Origin of the sequence: Helicobacter sp. MIT 05-5293 (assembly GCF_000765665.2) — a bacterium.
Classification (GTDB): domain Bacteria; phylum Campylobacterota; class Campylobacteria; order Campylobacterales; family Helicobacteraceae; genus Helicobacter_C.
This window is the reverse complement of sequence record NZ_JROZ02000003.1, coordinates 23,744-44,543: the sequence shown is the minus strand read 5'-3', so window position 1 is coordinate 44,543 and position 20,800 is coordinate 23,744. Positions and strand designations below refer to the sequence as shown.

Annotated in this window: 18 protein-coding genes and 1 pseudogene; 7 read left to right on the top strand and 12 right to left on the bottom strand. The window is 38.3% G+C overall.

The annotated features are described in order from the left end of the window. The first annotated feature begins 13 nt into the window (after positions 1 to 13). The 4 genes from argB to LS68_RS06510 all read left to right on the top strand — a co-directional run bounded on the left by argB (position 14) and on the right by LS68_RS06510 (position 6,085). Positions 14 to 883 carry an acetylglutamate kinase gene (argB, locus tag LS68_RS06525; RefSeq protein WP_034370699.1) on the top strand — a complete coding sequence of 290 codons (870 nt, stop codon included), beginning with the start codon at positions 14 to 16 and terminating at the stop codon, positions 881 to 883. Further along, complete coding sequence (locus LS68_RS06520) at positions 843 to 1,382, top strand: hypothetical protein (protein WP_241993699.1); 540 nt, start codon at positions 843 to 845, stop codon at positions 1,380 to 1,382. Before argB ends, LS68_RS06520 begins: the two co-directional genes overlap by 41 nt. A 422-nt stretch (positions 1,383 to 1,804) precedes the next feature. Next, entirely contained in the window at positions 1,805 to 2,959 is a 1,155-nt protein-coding gene (locus LS68_RS06515) for an efflux RND transporter periplasmic adaptor subunit (RefSeq protein ID WP_034371284.1), read from the top strand. A gap of 9 nt (positions 2,960 to 2,968) precedes the next feature. Next, positions 2,969 to 6,085 (top strand): multidrug efflux RND transporter permease subunit, encoded by a 3,117-nt coding sequence (locus LS68_RS06510; protein WP_199741492.1) that lies wholly within the window; start codon positions 2,969 to 2,971, stop codon positions 6,083 to 6,085. Between the two features lie 480 nt (positions 6,086 to 6,565). On the opposite strand, the gene LS68_RS06505 is transcribed toward LS68_RS06510, so the two are convergent. The 5 genes and pseudogenes from LS68_RS06505 to LS68_RS06485 form a co-directional block, all read right to left on the bottom strand. Then, a complete protein-coding gene (locus LS68_RS06505; RefSeq protein ID WP_034370704.1) occupies positions 6,566 to 7,369 on the bottom strand; it encodes a hypothetical protein in 804 nt (267 codons plus the stop codon). A 172-nt stretch (positions 7,370 to 7,541) separates the two neighbouring features. Beyond that, positions 7,542 to 9,779 carry a flagellar hook-basal body complex protein gene (locus LS68_RS06500; protein ID WP_034370707.1) on the bottom strand — a complete coding sequence of 746 codons (2,238 nt, stop codon included), beginning with the start codon at positions 9,777 to 9,779 and terminating at the stop codon, positions 7,542 to 7,544. A 17-nt stretch (positions 9,780 to 9,796) separates the two neighbouring features. After that, positions 9,797 to 10,597 (bottom strand): annotated as a pseudogene (gene flgD, locus LS68_RS06495) (flagellar hook assembly protein FlgD); the annotation flags it as partial. A 16-nt stretch (positions 10,598 to 10,613) separates the two neighbouring features. Beyond that, a complete protein-coding gene (locus tag LS68_RS06490) occupies positions 10,614 to 11,945 on the bottom strand; it encodes a flagellar hook-length control protein FliK (protein ID WP_052100254.1) in 1,332 nt (443 codons plus the stop codon). A gap of 91 nt (positions 11,946 to 12,036) precedes the next feature. After that, entirely contained in the window at positions 12,037 to 12,888 is an 852-nt protein-coding gene (locus tag LS68_RS06485; RefSeq protein WP_034370713.1) for a hypothetical protein, read from the bottom strand. Positions 12,889 to 13,252: 364 nt separating this feature from the next. Between LS68_RS06485 and LS68_RS06480 the strand changes: the two genes are divergently transcribed. Next, complete coding sequence (locus tag LS68_RS06480; protein WP_034370716.1) at positions 13,253 to 13,846, top strand: phosphatase PAP2 family protein; 594 nt, start codon at positions 13,253 to 13,255, stop codon at positions 13,844 to 13,846. 1 nt (position 13,847) lies between these two features. Here the strand turns inward: LS68_RS06480 and LS68_RS06475 are convergent, their stop codons facing one another. The 7 genes from LS68_RS06475 to dcd form a co-directional block, all read right to left on the bottom strand. Continuing rightward, positions 13,848 to 14,537: a C39 family peptidase gene (locus LS68_RS06475; RefSeq protein WP_034370718.1), complete on the bottom strand. Its 690-nt coding sequence runs from the start codon at positions 14,535 to 14,537 to the stop codon at positions 13,848 to 13,850. Then, complete coding sequence (locus tag LS68_RS06470; RefSeq protein ID WP_034371289.1) at positions 14,537 to 15,412, bottom strand: outer membrane beta-barrel protein; 876 nt, start codon at positions 15,410 to 15,412, stop codon at positions 14,537 to 14,539. Before LS68_RS06470 ends, LS68_RS06475 begins: the two co-directional genes overlap by 1 nt. Positions 15,413 to 15,498: 86 nt before the next feature. Continuing rightward, on the bottom strand, positions 15,499 to 16,245 hold the full coding sequence (locus LS68_RS06465) for a hypothetical protein (RefSeq protein WP_138091241.1): 747 nt from the start codon (positions 16,243 to 16,245) through the stop codon (positions 15,499 to 15,501). A gap of 28 nt (positions 16,246 to 16,273) precedes the next feature. After that, complete coding sequence (locus LS68_RS06460; RefSeq protein ID WP_034370734.1) at positions 16,274 to 16,570, bottom strand: hypothetical protein; 297 nt, start codon at positions 16,568 to 16,570, stop codon at positions 16,274 to 16,276. Between the two features lie 219 nt (positions 16,571 to 16,789). Next, on the bottom strand, positions 16,790 to 17,539 hold the full coding sequence (locus LS68_RS06455) for a hypothetical protein (protein WP_034370736.1): 750 nt from the start codon (positions 17,537 to 17,539) through the stop codon (positions 16,790 to 16,792). 22 nt (positions 17,540 to 17,561) lie between these two features. Beyond that, a complete protein-coding gene (locus LS68_RS06450) occupies positions 17,562 to 17,768 on the bottom strand; it encodes a hypothetical protein (protein WP_138091239.1) in 207 nt (68 codons plus the stop codon). A gap of 470 nt (positions 17,769 to 18,238) precedes the next feature. After that, positions 18,239 to 18,805 carry a dCTP deaminase gene (gene dcd / locus LS68_RS06445; RefSeq protein WP_034370672.1) on the bottom strand — a complete coding sequence of 189 codons (567 nt, stop codon included), beginning with the start codon at positions 18,803 to 18,805 and terminating at the stop codon, positions 18,239 to 18,241. A gap of 96 nt (positions 18,806 to 18,901) precedes the next feature. Between dcd and accB the strand changes: the two genes are divergently transcribed. Together accB and LS68_RS06435 are read left to right on the top strand one after the other, a co-directional pair. After that, a complete protein-coding gene (accB, locus tag LS68_RS06440) occupies positions 18,902 to 19,378 on the top strand; it encodes an acetyl-CoA carboxylase biotin carboxyl carrier protein (RefSeq protein WP_034370674.1) in 477 nt (158 codons plus the stop codon). A 22-nt stretch (positions 19,379 to 19,400) separates the two neighbouring features. Beyond that, positions 19,401 to 20,771 carry an acetyl-CoA carboxylase biotin carboxylase subunit gene (locus LS68_RS06435; RefSeq protein ID WP_034370677.1) on the top strand — a complete coding sequence of 457 codons (1,371 nt, stop codon included), beginning with the start codon at positions 19,401 to 19,403 and terminating at the stop codon, positions 20,769 to 20,771. Positions 20,772 to 20,800: the final 29 nt, after the last annotated feature.

The window sequence follows — 20,800 nt, the reverse complement described above, 5'->3', positions numbered from 1 at the left end:
AGAGGACAAAAATATGCGAAAAAATGCCAAAGTTGTTCAAATATTGCTCGATTCTCTACCATTTATCCGAATCTTTCGCGGGCAAGTTATCGTGATTAAATATGGCGGTGCGGCACAAATCAATCCTGAACTAAAGGAAAAATTTGCACTTGATATTGTAATGATGTATATGTTAGGACTAAAGCCTGTTATCATACATGGTGGAGGCAAACGCATCACACAAATGCTTGAAACGCTCAATATCAAAAGTGAATTTGTCGATGGCTATCGTGTTACTTGTCTAGATTCTATGAAGATTGTTGAAATGGTGCTTAGTGGAGAAATCAATAAAGAGCTTACCGCTTTTTTGAATTTTCACGGAGCAAAGGCAGTCGGTGTAAGCGGCAAAGATGCACATTTACTTGAAGCAGTGGCAAAAGATAATGGCAAATTTGGCTATACCGGACATATCACAAAAGTCAATCCCGAATTTTTACATAATATCATCAATGATAATTTTGTGCCTATTATCGCTCCTATTGCTACGGGTGAAAGCTCCGGACACCCGGGCTATAATATTAACGCCGACATTGCCGCTTGTGAAATCGCCAAAGCACTCAAGGCACAAAAGATTGTTTTTCTTAGTGATATTCAAGGTGTGCTTGATTCTGAAGGGAATCTGTTTTCTTCGCTCACTCCCACAGAGATTCAGACTTTGCAAAATAATGGTGTCATATATGGAGGAATGATTCCCAAACTCCAAGCTTGTGTGGATTGCGTCCAAAATGGTGTCCAAAAGGCTCACATCATTGATGGGCGTGTGGAACATTCTTTGTTGCTAGAGCTTTTCACCACACAAGGCATTGGCACAGAAATTTGCAACGATCAAATCATGCAAGATTAATCCCATGCAGTTAGAATCTTATCATTACAGCATTATTAAGCGTATGTGGCTATGGTTTGAGATGCGTTCTTTAAACAATGATACCAAACAAATCATCACACTGATTTCTGTCATTTTGTTTATGGAAAAAGATCGTTTAGAATCATTACTTGATACGCTTCCTGATATTTTGCGCCCATATCTTAAACCGCATTTGGTGCAAAGGGTTTTTAACCGCATTATTTTAAAGCTCCAAAAATATAAGAAAAATCAGCAAATCTTTATGCAAGATCGCGACAGAATCTTTGACTACCTTGCATCAAATATCCAACTTTATGGCTTAGTGCTTGATATATTTGCCGGCAAAGAAAATGCACCGAATTTAAATATCATTGAACAAATTGTGCGTAAAAAGTTCGATAAAAATTATCAACTTAATCGCACTAACCTGCGATTATTGTCTTATCAAGAAAAATATTGTCAAGTAGAAGAGCCAAAAAATCCACCCACCAAAAAATAAATTTAAATCTTTCAAACCTTAAAAGAATATTAAAGTCCATCTTCTAAAAATCCTTTAAAGGTAACTTTATATTATAATTCTCTACCAAATCTTGAAATTTATTTACCTAAAATTTTGTATTATTTTACGATATATATTAAGGTGTATATACAACTATTTTTAAATAGTCAGGGTCTTATGATTGCAAAACAGATTTAAAATACGGGTGAGCATAAGGCTTTTATCTAATAAATGTTTTATCGCCACTTCTCTTTAATTTTAAATATCAGAAGCCCTTTGTGAGCATTTGGTTGAAGGATATTCTGCCTTTGCACACCCCAAAATATTGTTTTCAATGTGTTTTTATAACATCTCTCAAGTCCTTAAAAACACTTATCAAGAGTTTTTATATTACAAATAAGCAAATTGCACAAGGAGAAACGATGAAAAATCTACTTTTAACTTTAGTAGCTTTTATGATAATTTTTGCAGGTTGCAAATCAAACCAACAATCTCAAAATGCAAATATGAGTCTTCCTGTATCAATGCAAAAGGTTACCCCGCAAGCAGTGAATCTTAGCTTTGAATATCCTGCAAAACTTAAAAGTCTTCAAAGCGCAAATGTTTATGCACGGGTAGAAGGCACATTGACAGAAAAGTATTTTAGGGAAGGGGATATTGTCCAACAAGGGGATAAACTCTTTAAGATTGACCCTACGCGTTACATCACCAAAGTTGATATGGCAAAAGCACAATATGCAAATGCCCAAGCCAACCTCACTAAAGCAACAAAAGACTGGAAAAGGGTAGATAAACTCTACAAACAAGGGGTTTATACCATAGATCAACATGACGAATCTTTGTATAACTATCAATCTGCTCAAGCCAATCTCGCCAATACTAAAGCTGCTCTTGATGATGCCCTGATTGATTTAGGCTATACCGATGTAACGGCTGATTTTACCGGGCGCACAAGTATGAGGAATTACGATGTAGGCGCGCTCGTGGGCAGAAGCGGGGGCAATGATATTTTGACTACTATCACGCAGCTAAGTCCTATTTATGCAGAATTTTCTATCCCTAACAATGACTTTTATTATATGAGAGGGCTAAATAAAGAAAATATCCAAGTAGAATTCATATTGGGCAATGGCAAAAAATATGATCATATAGGGAAAATGGATTTTCTTGATAGTGTTTTAGATCCCCAAACCCTTTCAATCAAAGCACGCGCAATTGTCGATAACAACGACTATAAGCTTTTGCCTAATGAATTTGTTCGTGTGCGATTACAAGGTTTTGAAGCTCAAAATGGAATAGCAATTCCGCAAAGTGCATTGATGCAAGATGCACAAGGAAGCTATGTCTTTGTCGCACAAGATGGTAAAGCCGCTACTGCACGCGTTACATTAGGACAATCACTCAAAAACAACCAGATTCTCGTAATGAGTGGATTAAAATCTGGAGATATTCTTATCACAAGTGGTTTATCCAAACTTCGTGCAGGAATGGGCGTAGTCAATGCAAACTCCAACCCAAACACTAAAAATGACAATCAAAAAAGCGACTCTCAAACAAAAAATCAGCAGGCACAATAGGGGGAAAAGATGATTTCTAAATTCTTTATTAATCGCCCTGTGTTTGCGATGGTGATTTCTATCATCATCACACTTGTAGGGACAATCTCTATATGGGTTTTACCTGTAGAAGAATATCCTCAAGTAGTGCCTGTGCAAGTGGTTGTGCAAGCGACTTATAATGGTGCAAGTGCAGAGGTTATTGCAAACACCGTAGCAAGCGTGTTAGAAGATTCTATCAATGGTGTGGAAGGTATGCTTTATATGCAAAGCTCCTCTTCATCAGCAGGAAGTCTTAGTATCAATGTGTATTTTTCTAATGACACCGATCCTGATATGGCAACCGTCAATGTCAATAACCGCGTGCAGTCCGCCTTGAGCCAGCTTCCCTATGAAGTCCAAAGGCTCGGTGTAACGGTGCGCAAAAGATCTTCTACCATTCTTACCGTTTATGCCCTACTATCAGAAAACCCAGCGCATGATGAAATTTTCGTCGCAAATTATGGAATCCTCAATGTTATCAATGAGCTTAAAAGAGTGCCAGGTGTAGGTGATATAACAAATTTTGGACAAAAAGACTACTCTATGCGGATTTGGCTCGATATTGACAAGCTTTCTGCAAACAACATTACACCCGCTGAAGTTGCAAACCTCATCACAGAGCAAAACTCCCAATTTGCAGTAGGTTATTTTGGACAAGAGCCTGTCAGAAATGATTTGGTTTTTACCTACACGGTAACGACGCAAGGACGATTCGTAAGTCCTGAAGAATTTGGCAATATCATTTTACGCGCTAATCCCGATGGCTCATCTCTCCGATTGAAAAATGTCGCGAGAATCGAGCTAGGGGCAAAAGATTACAGCGTAAGCCCAAAATTTAACGGCAAACCCGCCTCTGCATTTGGTATCAATCTCCAGCCCGGGGCAAATGCCCTTGATGTGGCTGAAAATGTCGAAAAAAGAATGCAAGAGCTTGCAAAAGATTTCCCCGAAGGTATGCAATACAGAATCGCCAAAGATTCAACAGAATTTGTAAAAATATCAATCAAAGAAGTTGTCAAAACTTTCATTGAAGCTATTGTGCTAGTAGTAATCATCATTTACTTCTTCTTACAAAATTTCCGTGCGACAATTATCCCTGTGATTGCTATCCCTGTTTCTATTATCGGTGCATTTGGTGGTATGTATGCGCTAGGATTCTCTATCAATCTTCTTACGCTTTTTGGACTCGTTCTTGCGATTGGGATTGTGGTAGATGATGCAATCATCGTGATAGAAAATGTCGAACGCATCATTCATAATGAAAAACTCCCCGTGAAAGAAGCGACAATCAAAGCAATGAATGAGATTCAAGGTCCTATCATTGCCATTGTGCTTGTGCTTTGCTCTGTGTTTATTCCTGTGGCATTTATCGGTGGTTTTGCAGGAGCAATTTATAAGCAGTTTGCTATTACCATTGTGATTTCAGTGATCATCTCTGGTTTTATTGCTTTGACTTTAACACCAGCTTTGTGTGTTTCGATTCTTAAAACAAAAGAACCCAAACCATTCTATGCAGTGAAACGATTTAATGATTTCTTTGATTGGCTCACACATAAATTTAGCGATCAAATTGCACGTGCTTTAAAGCGAGGGACGGCTTTACTCTTAGTGTTTGTAGCTATCATAGGAGCAAGCTATGGACTTCTAAAAACATTACCTTCCGGACTTGTCCCTGCTGAAGACAAAGGTGAATTGCTCGTATTCTATCAACTCCCTCCTGCTAGCGCACTTTCACGCACAGCTAGTGTGGCTGATGGAATCTGGGAATTCTTAGGAAGCAATCCTAATGTCAAGCAAGCGATGCTCATACCCGGCTTTGATATGTTAGCAAGCGCACAACGCACAAGCGGCGGAGCAGCATTCATTACATTAGAAGATTGGGATAAGCGTAAAAAAGCAGAGCAAGGCTCTTTTGCACTAGCTCAAAGCTTTATGGGCTATCTCAATCAAAAATTTGATGCTTTCATTTTAGCTCTGAATCCTCCTGCTATTATGGGCTTAGGACTTGCAGGAGGTTTTGAAATCTATGTCCAAGACAGAAGTGGCGGGACAATCCAACAATTAGAATCTTATGCTAATGCCTTAGCTGCTGCTGCAAATCAAAGACCAGAGCTTACAAGTGTGCGAAATATGCTTAGCACAAATATTCCGCAATATTATATCACGCTTGATAGAGATAAAGCAAAAGCCTTAGGAGTAAGTGTCAATGATGTTTTCACGACCTTACAAAGCACTTTTGGGAAATATTATGTCAATGACTTTAATCTCTATGGCAAAACTTACCAAGTCAATGTCCAAGCTGAATCCCGCTTTAGAGAATCTCCGGAAGATTTAAGCCAAGTGTTTGTCAAATCTTCCAATGGAAACTTTATCCCTATCAGCACACTCGTAACATTTGAACGAATCGTAGGTGCGGATATTATCGAACGATTCAACCTCTTTAATGGAGCAAAAGTAATGGGTGAAGCGCAACAAGGCTATTCAAGCGGTGATGCACTCAAAGCAATTGAAGAAGTCGCTAAAGAAGTCTTACCCGAAGGCTACACGATTGCTTATTCAAGTATGAGCTACCAAGAAAAGGCGAGCAGCAGCACAGGAGCATTAGCATTTGTGTTTGGGCTTATTTTCGTATTCTTGATTCTCGCTGCTCAATACGAACGATGGCTCATGCCTTTAGCAGTGCTTACAGCTGTGCCTTTTGCATTGTTTGGCGCACTTTTGGCAACTTATATTCGGGGATTAAATAACGACATTTATTTCCAAATCGGACTCATCACGCTCATTGCACTTGCAGCAAAAAATGCAATTTTGATTATTGAGTTTGCCCAACAGCTCAAAGAACAAGAGGGTAAAAGTATTGTAGATGCTGCTATCCATGCGGCAAGGCTAAGATTCCGACCGATTATGATGACCTCATTGGCTTTCTCTATCGGGGTTTTACCCTTAGCACTAAGTAGTGGGGCGGGTTCAGCATCAAGACATGCTATCGGCACTGGGGTTATTGGGGGAATGCTTGCTGCGACCTTTATCGCGATATTCTTTATCCCTCTGTTTTGGACATTCTTTGCACGACTAAGTGATTGGCTCAAATCAAAACGATCATAGAATCTACACAATCCCTTGACTCATTGCGCTAAGGGATTGGATTCTCTCTTCTAAGCTAGGGTGCGTGGCAAACACACCTTTAAAGCCCGAGAGAAAAAACATATGCGAACAAGCCTTTGCTTTGGCTTTGTGAGCCTAAATCACGTGTGTAAGCCAATAAAGCACCACGGCACGAATGACAATAAAAAGATAAACCAAAAAATGGAATCCAACCAAAAGTTATAAAAAAATAAGATTACATTATCTCCAAATTGATTCCAAAAATCAAAATGCGCATTATCTAAGGTTATCCCGCATATTTTAAAAAAATTTACTATAGAGCTTAATACAGATTCCATTATCACTCCTTGTTAGCTCTTTTAAAGTTATTGTGCTTTATTATATTTTGGTTTGGCATTTTAAAAACACAGAATCTAAGATTCTGCAATTAAAACTGCACTTTAAGCTGATTATATAAACTCCCTCTTATATCACAAAAAATCACAGCCATCTGCTAAATCCAAATCCAAACTCTAAACCAATCATCGCTTGTAAGGCTTGGGGATAGGTGCTTGAAACACCATAGCGGTTTTTGGCCATTGAGCGGGCAGCATCAAGATGAGTGAAACTCAAATGAAGCTTTGCATATAGCCCATAGAGCTTGTTTTTATGTAATCCTATAAAAGCTTGTATGTGATGATTATTGGGCTTAAGACTTACATAATCACTAGATTCATAAGCAAACTCATCGGGGCTATAACGAGCAGGATAATAATGAAATCCATACACGCCATATTGATAAGAAGCCCCATACTCAAAGGCGAGATTATTGCGTAGCATATATGAGCCACTTAGCCCAAGCCCGAGTGTGAAAAGCGTAGAACTTGGCACGCTGTATTTTTGATCAAAAAACAAGGATTGAGCCCCTACTACAATGCCTAGAAAGAATGGATTATGTGTCTCACTTTTAAGATTCTTAGCAAAGAATAAAGTCGTATCAATGTATCCGCTAAAGGCGTTAAACGAATCTTTATCATAGGCAATTACCTCATTTTGCGCGTTTTTGACATGAGCATTAAGCAAATTGAGATTGAGATTCCAAGTAAAGCCATATTGAGGGTTGTATCGAGAAAAAAGTGTGCTGATGCCCGCACCTTGTAACGCTATATCATGCAAAGAAGTGTTATGCACTCCCGCTAATGCTCCCAAGCCTATCTTATAATCACTGCATTTGTCTTCATCACAGCGATATTCTGCCTTTAGGAGAGATAAACCCACGAAACATACAATCAAGATTCTGTGCAATTTAACTCCCTACTTAAAAATTACCATAATAAAATGATAATAGCTATTATAAACTTATAAAATACCAAAATCACTTAATTGCTTTATAGCAATAGGATTGTTAGAAAATTATTTGCACCTGATGAATAAAAAATAAAACCAAAAAGAATTTCGTTAGATTCTAAACTAGAATCTAACGCTTGAGATTGATTGCTTCTTTGACTAAATCATCGCCTGTGGTGAATGCTTTGGCGTTCATCGAATAACCCCTTTGCATAACGATAAGCTCTGTCAAAGCATTTCCCACATCAACATTACTTGTCTCCAAATGTTTGTATAATACCGAACCATACTTGAGATTTAATCCGTCCCAGCCTAGAATCGGACGCCCACTCACGGTATGAGCATCGCCATTAACAACCATTTCAGTCATTTCGAAAAGATTCCCACCGACTTTCTTTAAGCCTTGATCATTGACAAATGCAGCGATACCAACGCGTCCCATAGGCTCATACGCACCATTATCAAACGCTAAAAAGATAATGCCATCTCTATCGATTCTCACATCTCTCAAATGCCCCTCTGCGCGTCCATCTTGATCTTTACTTAATAATTCAGAATCCCGATAGACAAAATTTGAACTTTGAGAATCTTTTGCACCTGCAATATTGTATTGCAATGTTTTATCACCAAATATCAGCTCCACAGGCTCTGCTTCAGGTTTGCCCTCTGCATCAAAAGAGATATTATGAATCACATAATCCGGGCTTACCATAATCTCCCCGTGTTGGTCAAACACCGCAGAGCGCACTTCCCATTGTTCTTTTGTCGGTGGATTCCCTTCAGAATCTCCCGAAGATACCATAAAATACCGACTTTGCACGAGGAATTTTTTACCGCTTTCATCATAAATCTCAACATTGGTTTGATAACTCGGCATTTGGATAAATTCACTATGAAAACTATCGCCTCTAAGTGCTTGCCAACCGACAGAGTCAAGCTTTGGATCACTTGAACCACTACTCACGATTTTGCGATAAAGCTTGCCCTCATAGCTCACAATATCATCGACTTGATAAGTCGTATTGCTTTCATAGGCAGGGGGCATACTTTTTTCTGCTGAGCCTATTTCTTCCCAATTTCCCTCATTGATAGGATTATTACCAGCTTCATCAATCCTGCGATAAATTTTACCCTCATACTCAACCACATCGCCCTCAAAATAAGTTGCATTTTCACTCCATTGGAGCAAAGCCCCCGTATCGAGAATCTTCCAATTTTCTTGGTCCAAAAAGGGATCTTCACTTTTACCTAGCTCACCGGTGCGTAAAAATACTACGCCTTTATATTGCACAATTGCGTTTGTATCATAAGCTTTATTAGCATTGAAATTCACCCCTATACCGCTTTTAAAATGATCGTTTTTACCTTTGAATCCAAGCTTTTCAAACAAACTCCCCCCAAGCTCAATATCAAGATTCTTATAGGAATTATTGCGGATTTCTAAGCTCACCTTTTCGCCGACTTTCCCATCAATATCTTTACTAAGCTCCAAGTCAAGCCCTAACTGTTCACGAAGCAATTCTTTAAGCTCATTAAATGTCCTAAATTCACCTGCTTCTACGCCTCCTTGTCCGTATTTAAAACTAACGACTTCTTTTTTACCCTCTTTATTTAAAATAATCTTTGCTTCATTATAGCTCGGAGTATTGAGCGGTGTGTCATCGGTGGCAAAAGCATTCATATCGGTATTCATAAAACGCTCTTCATCGAAGCTCCCATCGGGCTTTTTGAAAAATATCGAAGCAGAAATTACATTTTCATTTTTATTGAGATTTGTTGTAATATCAAGCTTAGTCGTCAAAACCGGGCGATAGTAGAGATTTTGAGGAATATACATCGGTGTCAATTTACCCGAAGAAAGTGCTTGTGTGTCGATTTCCTCATCTTTATTAGAAGTATAAATCCCCTCTTGAATCTTGCCAAGATTCACACCATATAAATAATACCCGCTTGAATTGACAATATACCCCTCACCATCACGCAAAAACGAGCCATCACGCGTAAAATAATTTTTTTGCTTTTTCTCATAGCCATCGTCTTTGATTTCAAACGAACCGCTTTTTTGCTCACCGACAACAAACCAACCCTTGCCCTCATAAGCCACATGAAACTCACCATCACTTGACTTATAGCTCCCGCTCTTTGTGGAGATTCCATTGCTGGATTTGGTCGCTCCATAATTCATATCGTTATTGATTGGAGAATTGGAATTAAGCGTGTCCATATTAGCCGTGAAAAGACTTTCAAATTGCGGTTGATTCTCTCGATAACCAATCGTATTCACATTGGCAATATTATTAGAGATAGAATCAAGCCCAAATTGATGCGTTTTGATTCCACTGAAAGAATTTACCATTGTTCCATTCATAGATTGTGATCCTTGTTGTAAAACTCAATCGCACTATCAAGAGGCAAAATCATATCGCCCATACGAAGCATAGGTATGCCTTTATCAAAGATGATGCTTTGCACTTCACCTCGCCCTACTCGCGCAGTGTGATATTGTTTGGTCTGCTCATCAAGATTATATTCTGCTCGAATATTATAAGTGCCATCATCGACTTGCTTGCCTTGCTCACTTATTGTATCCCACACAAATTCCAAATACCCACTTTGATTCGCCCGATCTTTGAGCGAAATGCTTTTGACCATTTCGTTATTACTATTAAAAATATAAATCATTGGATCGCCCTTTTGAGGATCGATTTTTTGATCAAAATAAATAGAGAATTTCACGGGTTTATTTTTTTCCACATTCACACCAAACACATCGGTTTCTGCGACCTTACCAATCATTGAGACGGTGTTTAAGGCGTTGAGTTGAGCGGTGGCGACATTTGATCTTGCAGTATCTTGCATACCTTGATTTAATGCCTCCAAAGATTCTTTCATCTGTGCTTGAAACTCTTTAAGCTCTTTATTCGTTTCTTGTGTGCTTTTCATCGCTTCGGCGACTTCAACCATCGTCTTTTTATTTTGCTCTTGCATTTCTACTTGCGTAAGTTGCGCTGTTTGGGTAATAATCTTATCAGTCTCCATTGGGGCAGTAGGGTCTTGATTCTTAAGCTGTTCCAAGAATAAACGCATAAACGCATCATTATCAAGTTCATTAATATTGCGCACTTTTTCTTTTTCTTTGGCAATTTTTGCCGCGCTTCCTGTTACCTCTCCTAAATCAATCGCCATTTTCAGCTCTCCTTATTTAAGCATATTTGGGCAATACGATATTCATCGTATCAATTCTTTCATTTTGAGAATCTTCTAAGCTATTTTTGTTCCCTTCTTGCGATGAGGAATCATTTGCAGAAGTATGTTGTTGCGATGAATCTTTACTCCCACCGCCATTTCCTCCCTCACTAGAAGTAAAACTCAAATCGACATTATCAAACCCCATTTGATTGAGATTGTTTTTAAAATCTACTTGATTTTGCAAGAACAATCCCATTGCAGTAGAGTTTGAAACCACTTGAATGTGCAAATCCTTGCCCTTCTTGGAAATCGTAACTTCCAACGCCCCAAGATTCTGTGGATTAAGCTCCATTGAGAGCTTCGTAATCGGTGGCTTATAATTTAACACCTCTTCTTTGAGTGATTGGGCAAAATTACGCACAGATTCTCGTGCAAGATGCGAACGATACAGAATCTGTGTGCGCTGTGTATTTTGCGTGCTTACACTTTCTTGAAATGAAGCTTTGGAGCTATTTGATTGAGCCTTTGTCTCTTTAGTCTCTTGTGTTTTTTCTCCTCGTGTGTTTGCCTCTTTTTTATTCTCACGCAAGATTTCTTCAAAGGATTGTGGTTCTAGCTCTTCCTCACCCAAAAGCGCATTTGCCAATGTCGCACTACTTGCACTTAAAGACTTTTCTGTTTTTTGCTCACTTGCTTTATAAGCATCTTTGAGATTCTTACCACTTTGATTCTTAGACTTTTGATCCTTTTTGCTCAATTCCTTGACCTTACCTGTTTCAGTAGCAACTAATGTCTCCAAAAGGCTATCTCTTGCATTTTTTGTCTGCATCTTGCCCTGTGAAGAGAGTTTAGGCGCAGTCTTTGGCTCGGATTCTAGAATCTGTTCTTCAAAGTCCATATCCTCAACATCTGCAATCGCCTCTTGAGAATCTTGCACTATAGATTTAGGCTCTCTAATCACTTCACCATTCTTTTTAGCTGCATTTATTGCACTTGCCTGTTCGAGTTGAGGCGATTTTTGCTCATTTTTTTCTCCTTGAGCGACTTTTGTAGTGAGAGATGATTTTTGCTCTTTAGGTTTTTGTGCTGTTTTTGATACCTTTTTACCTTTTTTTGTTTTGGGCAGATTCTCATCAGAATCAATATTCACATCTTTTTCGCTCACTTGACTTTTAAGGCTTTCTTTCTCTGTGCGCACACTTTCTTTGATACCTTGCGCAATGCGTCCTTTTGAATCTTGACTGACAGATTCTAAAACTTCCCCTTGCGCGAGATTCTGCATATCTTTAGCTATGCGTGTAGCCTCTGTCTCACTCACACGCTTTTGTGCTGATTGCTCATTCAAAACCTTCGCATTTTGGGGTGCATCTTTACTCTTTAGAGTATCTTCAAGGACTTGAGAAGAAGCTTTGTCTTTGCCTATTTTTACAGAATCTTTATCCGATCGGGGGTCTGTCCTTTAGAGAAACTTTTGCGTCAGCTGTGTCATTGTCTGATTTTTTTTCAGGATACACATTTGAAATTTTGCTCGTGATATTTTTAGGTTTTTTTACTCCTCTTTGGACAATCGCAATGCGATCGGTATTGTTTTCATATTCGTAATTAATCGCTTCTTTTGCTGAAGCTGGAATCGTGCGAGGCTTTTGCACAGGTGCGCTTTGTTGGGCTTCTTCTTGTGCTAAAAGTGTTTGGATTACAGGATTCTTAGTCGTTTCAGGGAGACCTTGAGCAGTAATTTTAGTCGGGTTTAATCCCTTTGCTTGAGCCAAAGACTGCACATCTGCAAGTGTCTTTTCACCTTCAGTTTCAATCTTTTGCGCTGCTACCGGAGAAGGCATAGACTGAATCACAGGCGTTCTTGCTGCAGATGCAGGCAAAGGTGATGTGTCTTTAGCAACACCACCTTTTTGTGCATTCTCCGTCTTGCCTAAAGATGCAGAAGCCAATGCTTGAAGCAATGGATTCTCTTCAGCCTTGAGATTTTCTTGCGATGCTTTAGCGATTTTATCTTGCAAACCGATTCGAGAATCTTTACTCGAAGTATCTTTGACTTCAAAAGGTGTGGAAGATAAGGACGATGTTTTTGATGTCTTCTCACTCTCTTTACTCAATGTCGGAAGTGTGTTGCTTGATTTTTCATCATTTAAAGCCTTTGATTTATGAGCCTCTTCACTCAAGAGATTCTCAAATCGGCTATCTTGGTCTTTAGATAATACAGACTTCTTATCCCCAATCACAGAATCTTTAGGGTTCATAATAGGGGTATTTTGCACAGCAGTATCAATCATCTTTAACTCCTCTAATAGATTTTTCTTTTGCATTAGACAAGCAAAATATATTCCTAAAATAAAGAGTAATGATTTTATGGCACAAATAAATCAACCACTTCTCGATTGCAAGTTTCAAGGGGATTAAGACACGGCGCATAGTCCTTTTCTATCCTCGTTCCAAACTGCCAATCAGAGGATTTTATATGACAACCACTCATAAGTAACAACAAAAATAAGGATAAGATTCTTGCAAACATTTATAACCTCCATAGAGATTTAAACAATAAAACAATCATGATATTACTCACTCAAAGCTTATGTCTATCATAAGATTCGCAAATACGCATCACTTTTATGCTATAATCCATACACAAGGAGACTTATGTATCGCATTATCACTCACATTGCCTTTGTGATTTTACTATCACACACATTTTTTTCGAAACTCTCTGCAAAAAGCGGATTTGAAATTTATGGTGATGTGATGCAGGTTTTGCCAGTCGCAATGATGGCATACAGCTGGTATTTGAAGGATTATCAAGGCATCAAAGAGCAAGCAATCGGTGCGGGCGTAACGCTCGTTAGCACACATATTATCAAAGAAGGCTTTGTGATTCTCTCGCGTTCTCACCCGAGCTATGCGCGCATATCCCAACGCCCCAATAATGGCAGTTTCAATGGATTCCCCTCTGGACATACTTCATGGACTTTTTCATCAGTGGGATTCTCTCTCAAACGTTATGGCTGGAAGCTCGCCTTACCCACAGGGATTATCGCCACTTCTGTGGGTATAAGCAGAATCTATGCCGAGCGACACACCACTACACAAGTGATCGCCGGAGCGATTCTCGGATTTGGCACTTCTTATCTGATTGCTTCAAAATACCAAAATCCCACGCAAAACATCAGCTTTTATACGGATAAAGCCTTTGATGGCACGCCAAGCTACCATTTTCAGTTTATAAAGCGATTTTAAACTAGTGTTGATTAGCCCTAAGCTTAATCATCTCATAAACTAAAGAAGAGCGATTCTTATGAGTGAGAAAATCAGGATTGATCTTTTGATGCTCTTGTGCGGGAAGAACGACAAGAATCTTGCCCGGGTGGGTTAAGTCTTTCCTCTGATAAAACATTTCTTGAAACTTAGCAATACTTACTCTCATATTACCAAAACTAGGGTCAGCCAAATACACAAATTGAGAATCTTGCCCTTTATAAACGCTAAAATGCTCCATATCGCGGACATTGACATAAATAATCACCGGAACTTTAAGCCTTGCAAGAGATTGTAAATCTAACGCCAACCCTGCAGTTTTAAAACCTTTTTGCTGGGCAAAATATGCCAAATCCGTAAAAGAAAACGACACCTTTTCTCGCAATTTTTCATCAGATTCTATGCGCTCTTTTTGTGTAATATCAATACCCTTTGAAATCAATATCGAATCCAAAATATCCCTCTCGCTCACATCTTGCCCATAATAATAAGTCAAAATTGTCGAAAGCGAAGCACTCCCGCAACTATAATCATACTGCTGTTTAGCGAGATTTTTATCTTTAAATTCCGCCCACGAAGTAACGCCTTTTTGTAACATCATAGATTCGTTGTGCATATAGACATCACTAAGGCACATGCCACACAAAAGCCCCCACACAAATAAAAAACGCATCAGATTCTGTAAGAAAGTGTAAGATTAATAGCATTACTAGAATAAGTATGCGTATCTAATCGCTCTATATCTGCAAAGAAAATAAGTTTTGTTTTAATCTCATAAGCCATACCAAACATATACCCCACTGACGAACCCGCCGAGCCGACTACGACATCATTGAGACGATCTTTTGTTTGATATTGATAACGCACACCAGCATTTAAAGAAACATAGGGATTAACCGCAAAATAAACCATAGGACTAAGAGAAAAAATATCTGCATCATTGATTTTCGCTTCCTCAAATCGCTTTGGGAGATTCAGTCTAAAACTGCCTTGTAGCAAGAAAACGATAGGATCGACCGTGTAAAAAGTTGTCGCAAAGAGTGAATAGCCTTTTGCATATTGCAGATGCTTTTTTGTAGCAGAAAAATAAGTCTGATCTACAATATCAGCACTCCCACCGACAAGTAAAGCAGGGAGTTTTCCCTCCTTTTTCGCCTCCACAAGGAATCCAAAATTTAGTGAGCCAAAATCCCCATGGCTTTGCTGACTAAAGATTCCATTATTTTCTGCATAACTATTTTGCCAAAAGGCATTCAATGTGCTAAATAACTCCACGCGTTTAGAGATGCCATATCGCGCATTAAGTGAGAAATTTAAATAATCTTGATTAATATTTTCATATCCTGCAAAAGGGATAGAGATATAAGAACCATCTGGCATTTGAAAAGGAATAGGACTTAGGGAAAAGTTTTTACGCTGTAAATTGATATAAGAAAATGAGCCAAGAATCTTGAATTGATGCTTAGGAGTGAATATCTCATCGACACTCACGGGCTTCGCATAAAGGATAAAAGGCAAACATAAAAGCAAGATTCTAAATTTTTGCATTAACACTCTCTTTTCAATTTTCATTAAATTAAATACCAAATCCCCATAGACACTTTTAAAGCCTAAAAGCATCTATGGATTCTCATCTAAAAACCAAACCCTAGCTCAAGCCCTGCCGTGTAACTCCTACTTTGTGGATAATATGCGATATTATTGGCAACATCATTCAAAGACTGATATTTGAGATTTGCTTTCATATAATAATGCACATTCTGTGTAATATCATAGGCAAAGCCTAGACTACCACGCAAGGTATAGCCACCTTGCGCCCTGATACGAGAACTAGAAATGCCATAAATCCCATAAAACCCATCAAAAACATAGTCATAGCCTAAGCTGTATTCGATACGAAGCTTTGAGCTTTTCCTTACTATTCCATCAAGTTCTAATCCGACTTGATGAACAATCGTTTTAATACCATTATCTGAAGAATAGTGAGAAATCGCATTGTTCAATGTATAGACAACATTAAGATACAAGGGGCGATGAGATGTGAGGAGATTCACCCCTACCTTGGGACGCGCTTCAACAAACATTGCGGTGTTTTTATCAAAATCCCTCCCCATAAGTGTAAGAGATTTGCTAGAAGCGTTGCTTTTTGCTGCACCTGCATGACCTGCAATGACAAACTGAAAGCGTCCTTTTGGAGTAGCACCTCGATACTCAAGATTAAGATAGCCTCCATAGTTTCTTATATCATCTTCCGCTTGGTAGGCGGCATAAATGCCACCCACACCGATTCTAAACCTATCCTGACAAGATTCGCAAATCTCGCAACTTGACGGATCACTTGCACACATTGCACCGATAATATATCCTGCTGCAAACGACATTAAACCTCCTTAAGATTTTCGGCAAGTTTTATCGCCGCCAAATTTTCCAACCTTTAACCCATTTATAAACATCTTTACCTACTTCCATAAGAACAGCTGTTGCTATTGTGGTAGCGACAAATCCCTCCCCCTGTGTCAAAGCCATTTCTTCATCTGAAAGTGTGATGACATTGACATCAGAAGAATCAAATAAAAATGCCATTTCTGCTTGTGTCAAAGCTGTGTTTTGCATACTTGGAGATTGAATCTTTATAGATTCTGTCGCACATAATGAACTTGTCCCTAAAGTCAAACTTAATACAAAAACTGAAAAAATCTTCTTCATAAAAAACCTCCTAAAACAAAAATTTTATTCTTAAAAATTCATTTAGCTTATAAGTATTTTTACTTAAAAACTAAACTTTATTTATAAGAATGATTATTATACTAATTAAAACTTAAATGATATTTAATAATGATTATTATTGATTGATATTAAATACTATAAAGAATCTATGAGTATTTTGTATCACAAAAACATCTCATAGATTCTAAATTTTAGATTCTAAAAACCAAACCCTAGCTCAAGCCCTGCTGTGTAACTCCTACTTTGTGGATAATATGCGATATTATTGGCAACATCATTCAAAGACTGATATTTGAGATTTGCTTTCATATAACAATGCACATTCTGTGTAATATCATAGGCAAAGCCTAGACTACCACGCAAAGCATAGCCTCCATTAAGCTTTAAAGTAGTATAGGAATTATCATAAGACCCCCCAACGACATAATCATAACCTACGCCATATTCGATACGAAACTTTTCGCTTTGCCTTACTATCCCATCAAGATCTAATCCGACTTGATGGATATATGTCCTAATTCCATCATCTAAATCCATATGAGAACGAGTGCCATCAAATGTATAGGCGATATTAAGATACAAGGGGCGATGAGGTGTGAGGAGATTCACCCCTACCTTGGGACGCAGCTCGACAAACACCGAAGTGTTTTTATCAAAATCCCTCCCCATAAGCGTAAGAGATTTGTTGGAGGCATTACTTTTTGCTAGCCCTGTGCGACTGATACCGACAAATTGGAATCGAGCATTAGGAGTAACGCCTTTAACTTCAAGATTCAAATAACCTCCATAATTCCCTATATCATTTTGCGTCTGATAGTTCGCATACATACCGCCTATGCCTACTCTTACCCAACTTTGGCAAGATTCGCAAATATGGCAGTCGATTGTATTGCCTGCACATGCTAACATTATCCCGGCACAAGCACTAGCAAAACTAACCAAAAACATTCAATGCTCCTTAATTGATCAATTAAAAGGGAGCTTTGCCACTCGCTGTAAATCGACATCCTTTCCCGCCTGTCAATCTACAAAAACCCCATTTAACCGCACCTATACCAGCACTTACAGCAAAACTAGCAGCAAGTGTCGCAAAGAATCCCTCCCCCTGTGTCAAAGCCATTTCTTCATCTGAAAGTGTGATGACATTCACATCAGAAGAATCAAATAAAAATGCCATTTCTGCTTGAGTCAAAGCTGTGTTTTACATACTTGGAGATTGAATCTTTATAGATTCTGTCGCACATAATGAACTTGTCCCTAAAGTCAAACTTAATACAAAAACTGAAAAAATCTTCTTCATTAAAATCTCCTATAAACAAAAATTTTATTCTTAAAAAATTCATTTAGCTTATAAGTATTTTTACTTAAAAACTAAACTTTATTTATAAGAATGATTATTATACTAATTAAAACTTAAATGATATTTAATAAATTTTATTAAATAAAATGATTAATGATTTTTAGGGATTTCTGTGCGAGATATTTAAGTGGATTTAGATATTTTAATGCAAATTTAAAGAGCCAAAATAAACTCTAGCCTTTGTTATAAGGCTAAAGAACTAAGGGAATATTTGAAAAATTGTGCAAATGTGAAACCATATTTTAAGAGATAAATTTATCTCGTAAATTGAATTTATCTAAAGAAGCTTATTTAAGCACCTTAGGCAATGTAATGCCTCTTTGCCCTTGATATTTGCCTTTTTTATCTTTATAGCTCACTTCACACGCTTCATCTCCTTCTAAAAAAAGCACTTGAGCAATGCCCTCATTAGCATAAATCTTAGCCGGTAAAGGCGTGGTGTTGCTGATTTCAATCGTGATATGTCCTTCAAACTCTGGCTCAAAGGGTGTTACATTGACGATAATCCCACATCTTGCATAAGTGCTTTTTCCTAGACAAATCGCCAAAACATTGCGCGGGATTCTAAAATATTCCATTGTGCGAGCAAGAGCGAAAGAATTTGGAGGCACGAGACAATAGCCACTTTCTGCAGCATCGACTTCTATGACATTTTTTTCATCGAAACTTTTAGGATCGACAAGTGTTGCACCGATATTAGTAAAAATCATAAATTCATTGCCCACGCGAATATCATAACCATAGCTAGACAAACCATAACTCACGACATTTTTCCCTATTTGTTTCTCGCAAAAAGGCTCTATCATACCCTTTTGTCCCATTTCTCTAATCCATTTATCCGACTTCAACCCCATTTTTTACCTCACTTTAGCAAAATTACTAATGACTATTTTTTGAAAATATGGTATTATAGCGCAATTTATTTTAGAAATTTTCAAAAAGGTCGCCCAATGAATCTACAAGAAATCAAAAAGATTATGGAGCTTTTCGACAATAGCGATATAGCCAAATTCAGCATCAAGCAAGAAAATTTTGAGCTTAAGCTGCAAAAAGCCGGTGCAAACACGCAAATCACCACTATCCCTGCAACTCAAATGCAAAATGCCCCTGTCGCTTCAATCCCTGCAAGTGCGCCATCTCCGACACCAGATATAACTCCTGCAAACACACCTTCTAAAGGTGCAGAAGGGCATTTCATCACTTCTCCTATGGTGGGGACATTCTATCGTTCTCCATCACCCGGAGCTGCACCTTATATCAATGTAGGCGATAAAGTAAAGAAGGGTCAGACGGTTGGCATCATTGAAGCAATGAAAATTATGAATGAAATTGAGGCTGAATTTGATTGCAAGATTGTTGCTATTGAGGTAAATGACGGACAACCTGTCGAATTTAGCACAAATCTTATCAAAGTCGAAAAACTCTAATTTATGTTTAGGATAATGCAAAATGAGCACATCAGTTCAAACCAAAAAAATTGAAAAAATCTTGATTGCAAATCGTGGAGAAATCACACTCCGAGCAATCAGAACAATCCAAGAAATGGGCAAACAAGCCATTGCAATTTATTCGACAGCAGATAAAGATGCTTATTACCTTGATGTTGCTGATGCAAAAATTTGTGTAGGTGGTGATAAATCGAGTGAAAGTTACCTTAACATACCCGCTATTATGACTGCAGCAGAGCTTGTAAAAGCTGATGCGATTTTCCCCGGATATGGGTTTTTAAGCGAAAATCAAAATTTTGTTGAAATTTGCTCACATCACGGAATCGAATTTATCGGACCAACCGCTGATGTAATGATTCTTATGAGTGATAAATCAAAAGCAAAAGATGTGATGAAAGAAGCAGGTGTGCCTGTCATCTTAGGCAGTGATGGAGCTTTAAAAAATTACAAAGAAGCTGAAAAAATTGCCAAAGAAATTGGTTATCCTGTGATTCTTAAAGCTGCTGCAGGTGGTGGTGGTAGAGGTATGCGTGTCGTTGAAAAACCAGAAATGCTTAAAAATCTCTACCTTGCTGCAGAATCTGAAGCAGTAAGTGCATTCGGTGATGGCACAATTTATATGGAAAAATTTATCCGTAATCCCAAACACATTGAAGTGCAGATTCTCGCAGACAAACACGGCAATGTGCTTCATATTGGCGAAAGGGATTGTTCTTTGCAACGCAGACAACAAAAACTTATCGAAGAATCGCCAGCAGTTGTCCTTAAACCCGAAGTGCGCAAACGATTACTTGAGACTGCTGTCAAAGCTGCACAATATATCCATTATGTGGGAGCGGGCACTTTTGAATTTTTACTTGATGCAAATTATGAAGATTTTTACTTTATGGAAATGAACACGCGTTTGCAAGTAGAACATACTGTGAGCGAAATGATTAGCGGTCTTGACTTAGTCGAGTGGATGATACGCATCGCAGAAGGTGAAAAACTTCCCTCTCAAGAAAGTATTAACTTTAAAGGGCATTCTATTGAATGCCGTATCACAGCAGAAGATCCCGAGAAATTCTACCCATGTCCTGGTAAAATCACGCGATGGATCGCACCGGGAGGTGCAAATGTGAGACTAGACACGCACGCTTATAGCGGATACACCGTGCCTATGCACTACGATTCTATGATTGGCAAACTCATTGTGTGGGGAGCTGACAGACAACAAGCTATTAATCGTATGCACCGAGCTTTGAAAGAATTTTGTATCGAAGGCATTAAAACAACTATCCCTTTTCACATTAAGATGATGAAAAATCAAGATTTCCTTGCTTCCAATATCCATACAAAATATTTGGAACAAAATATGCTTGATTCAGAATAGGATCGGGGAGTAAATTTGATAAGGAGTAA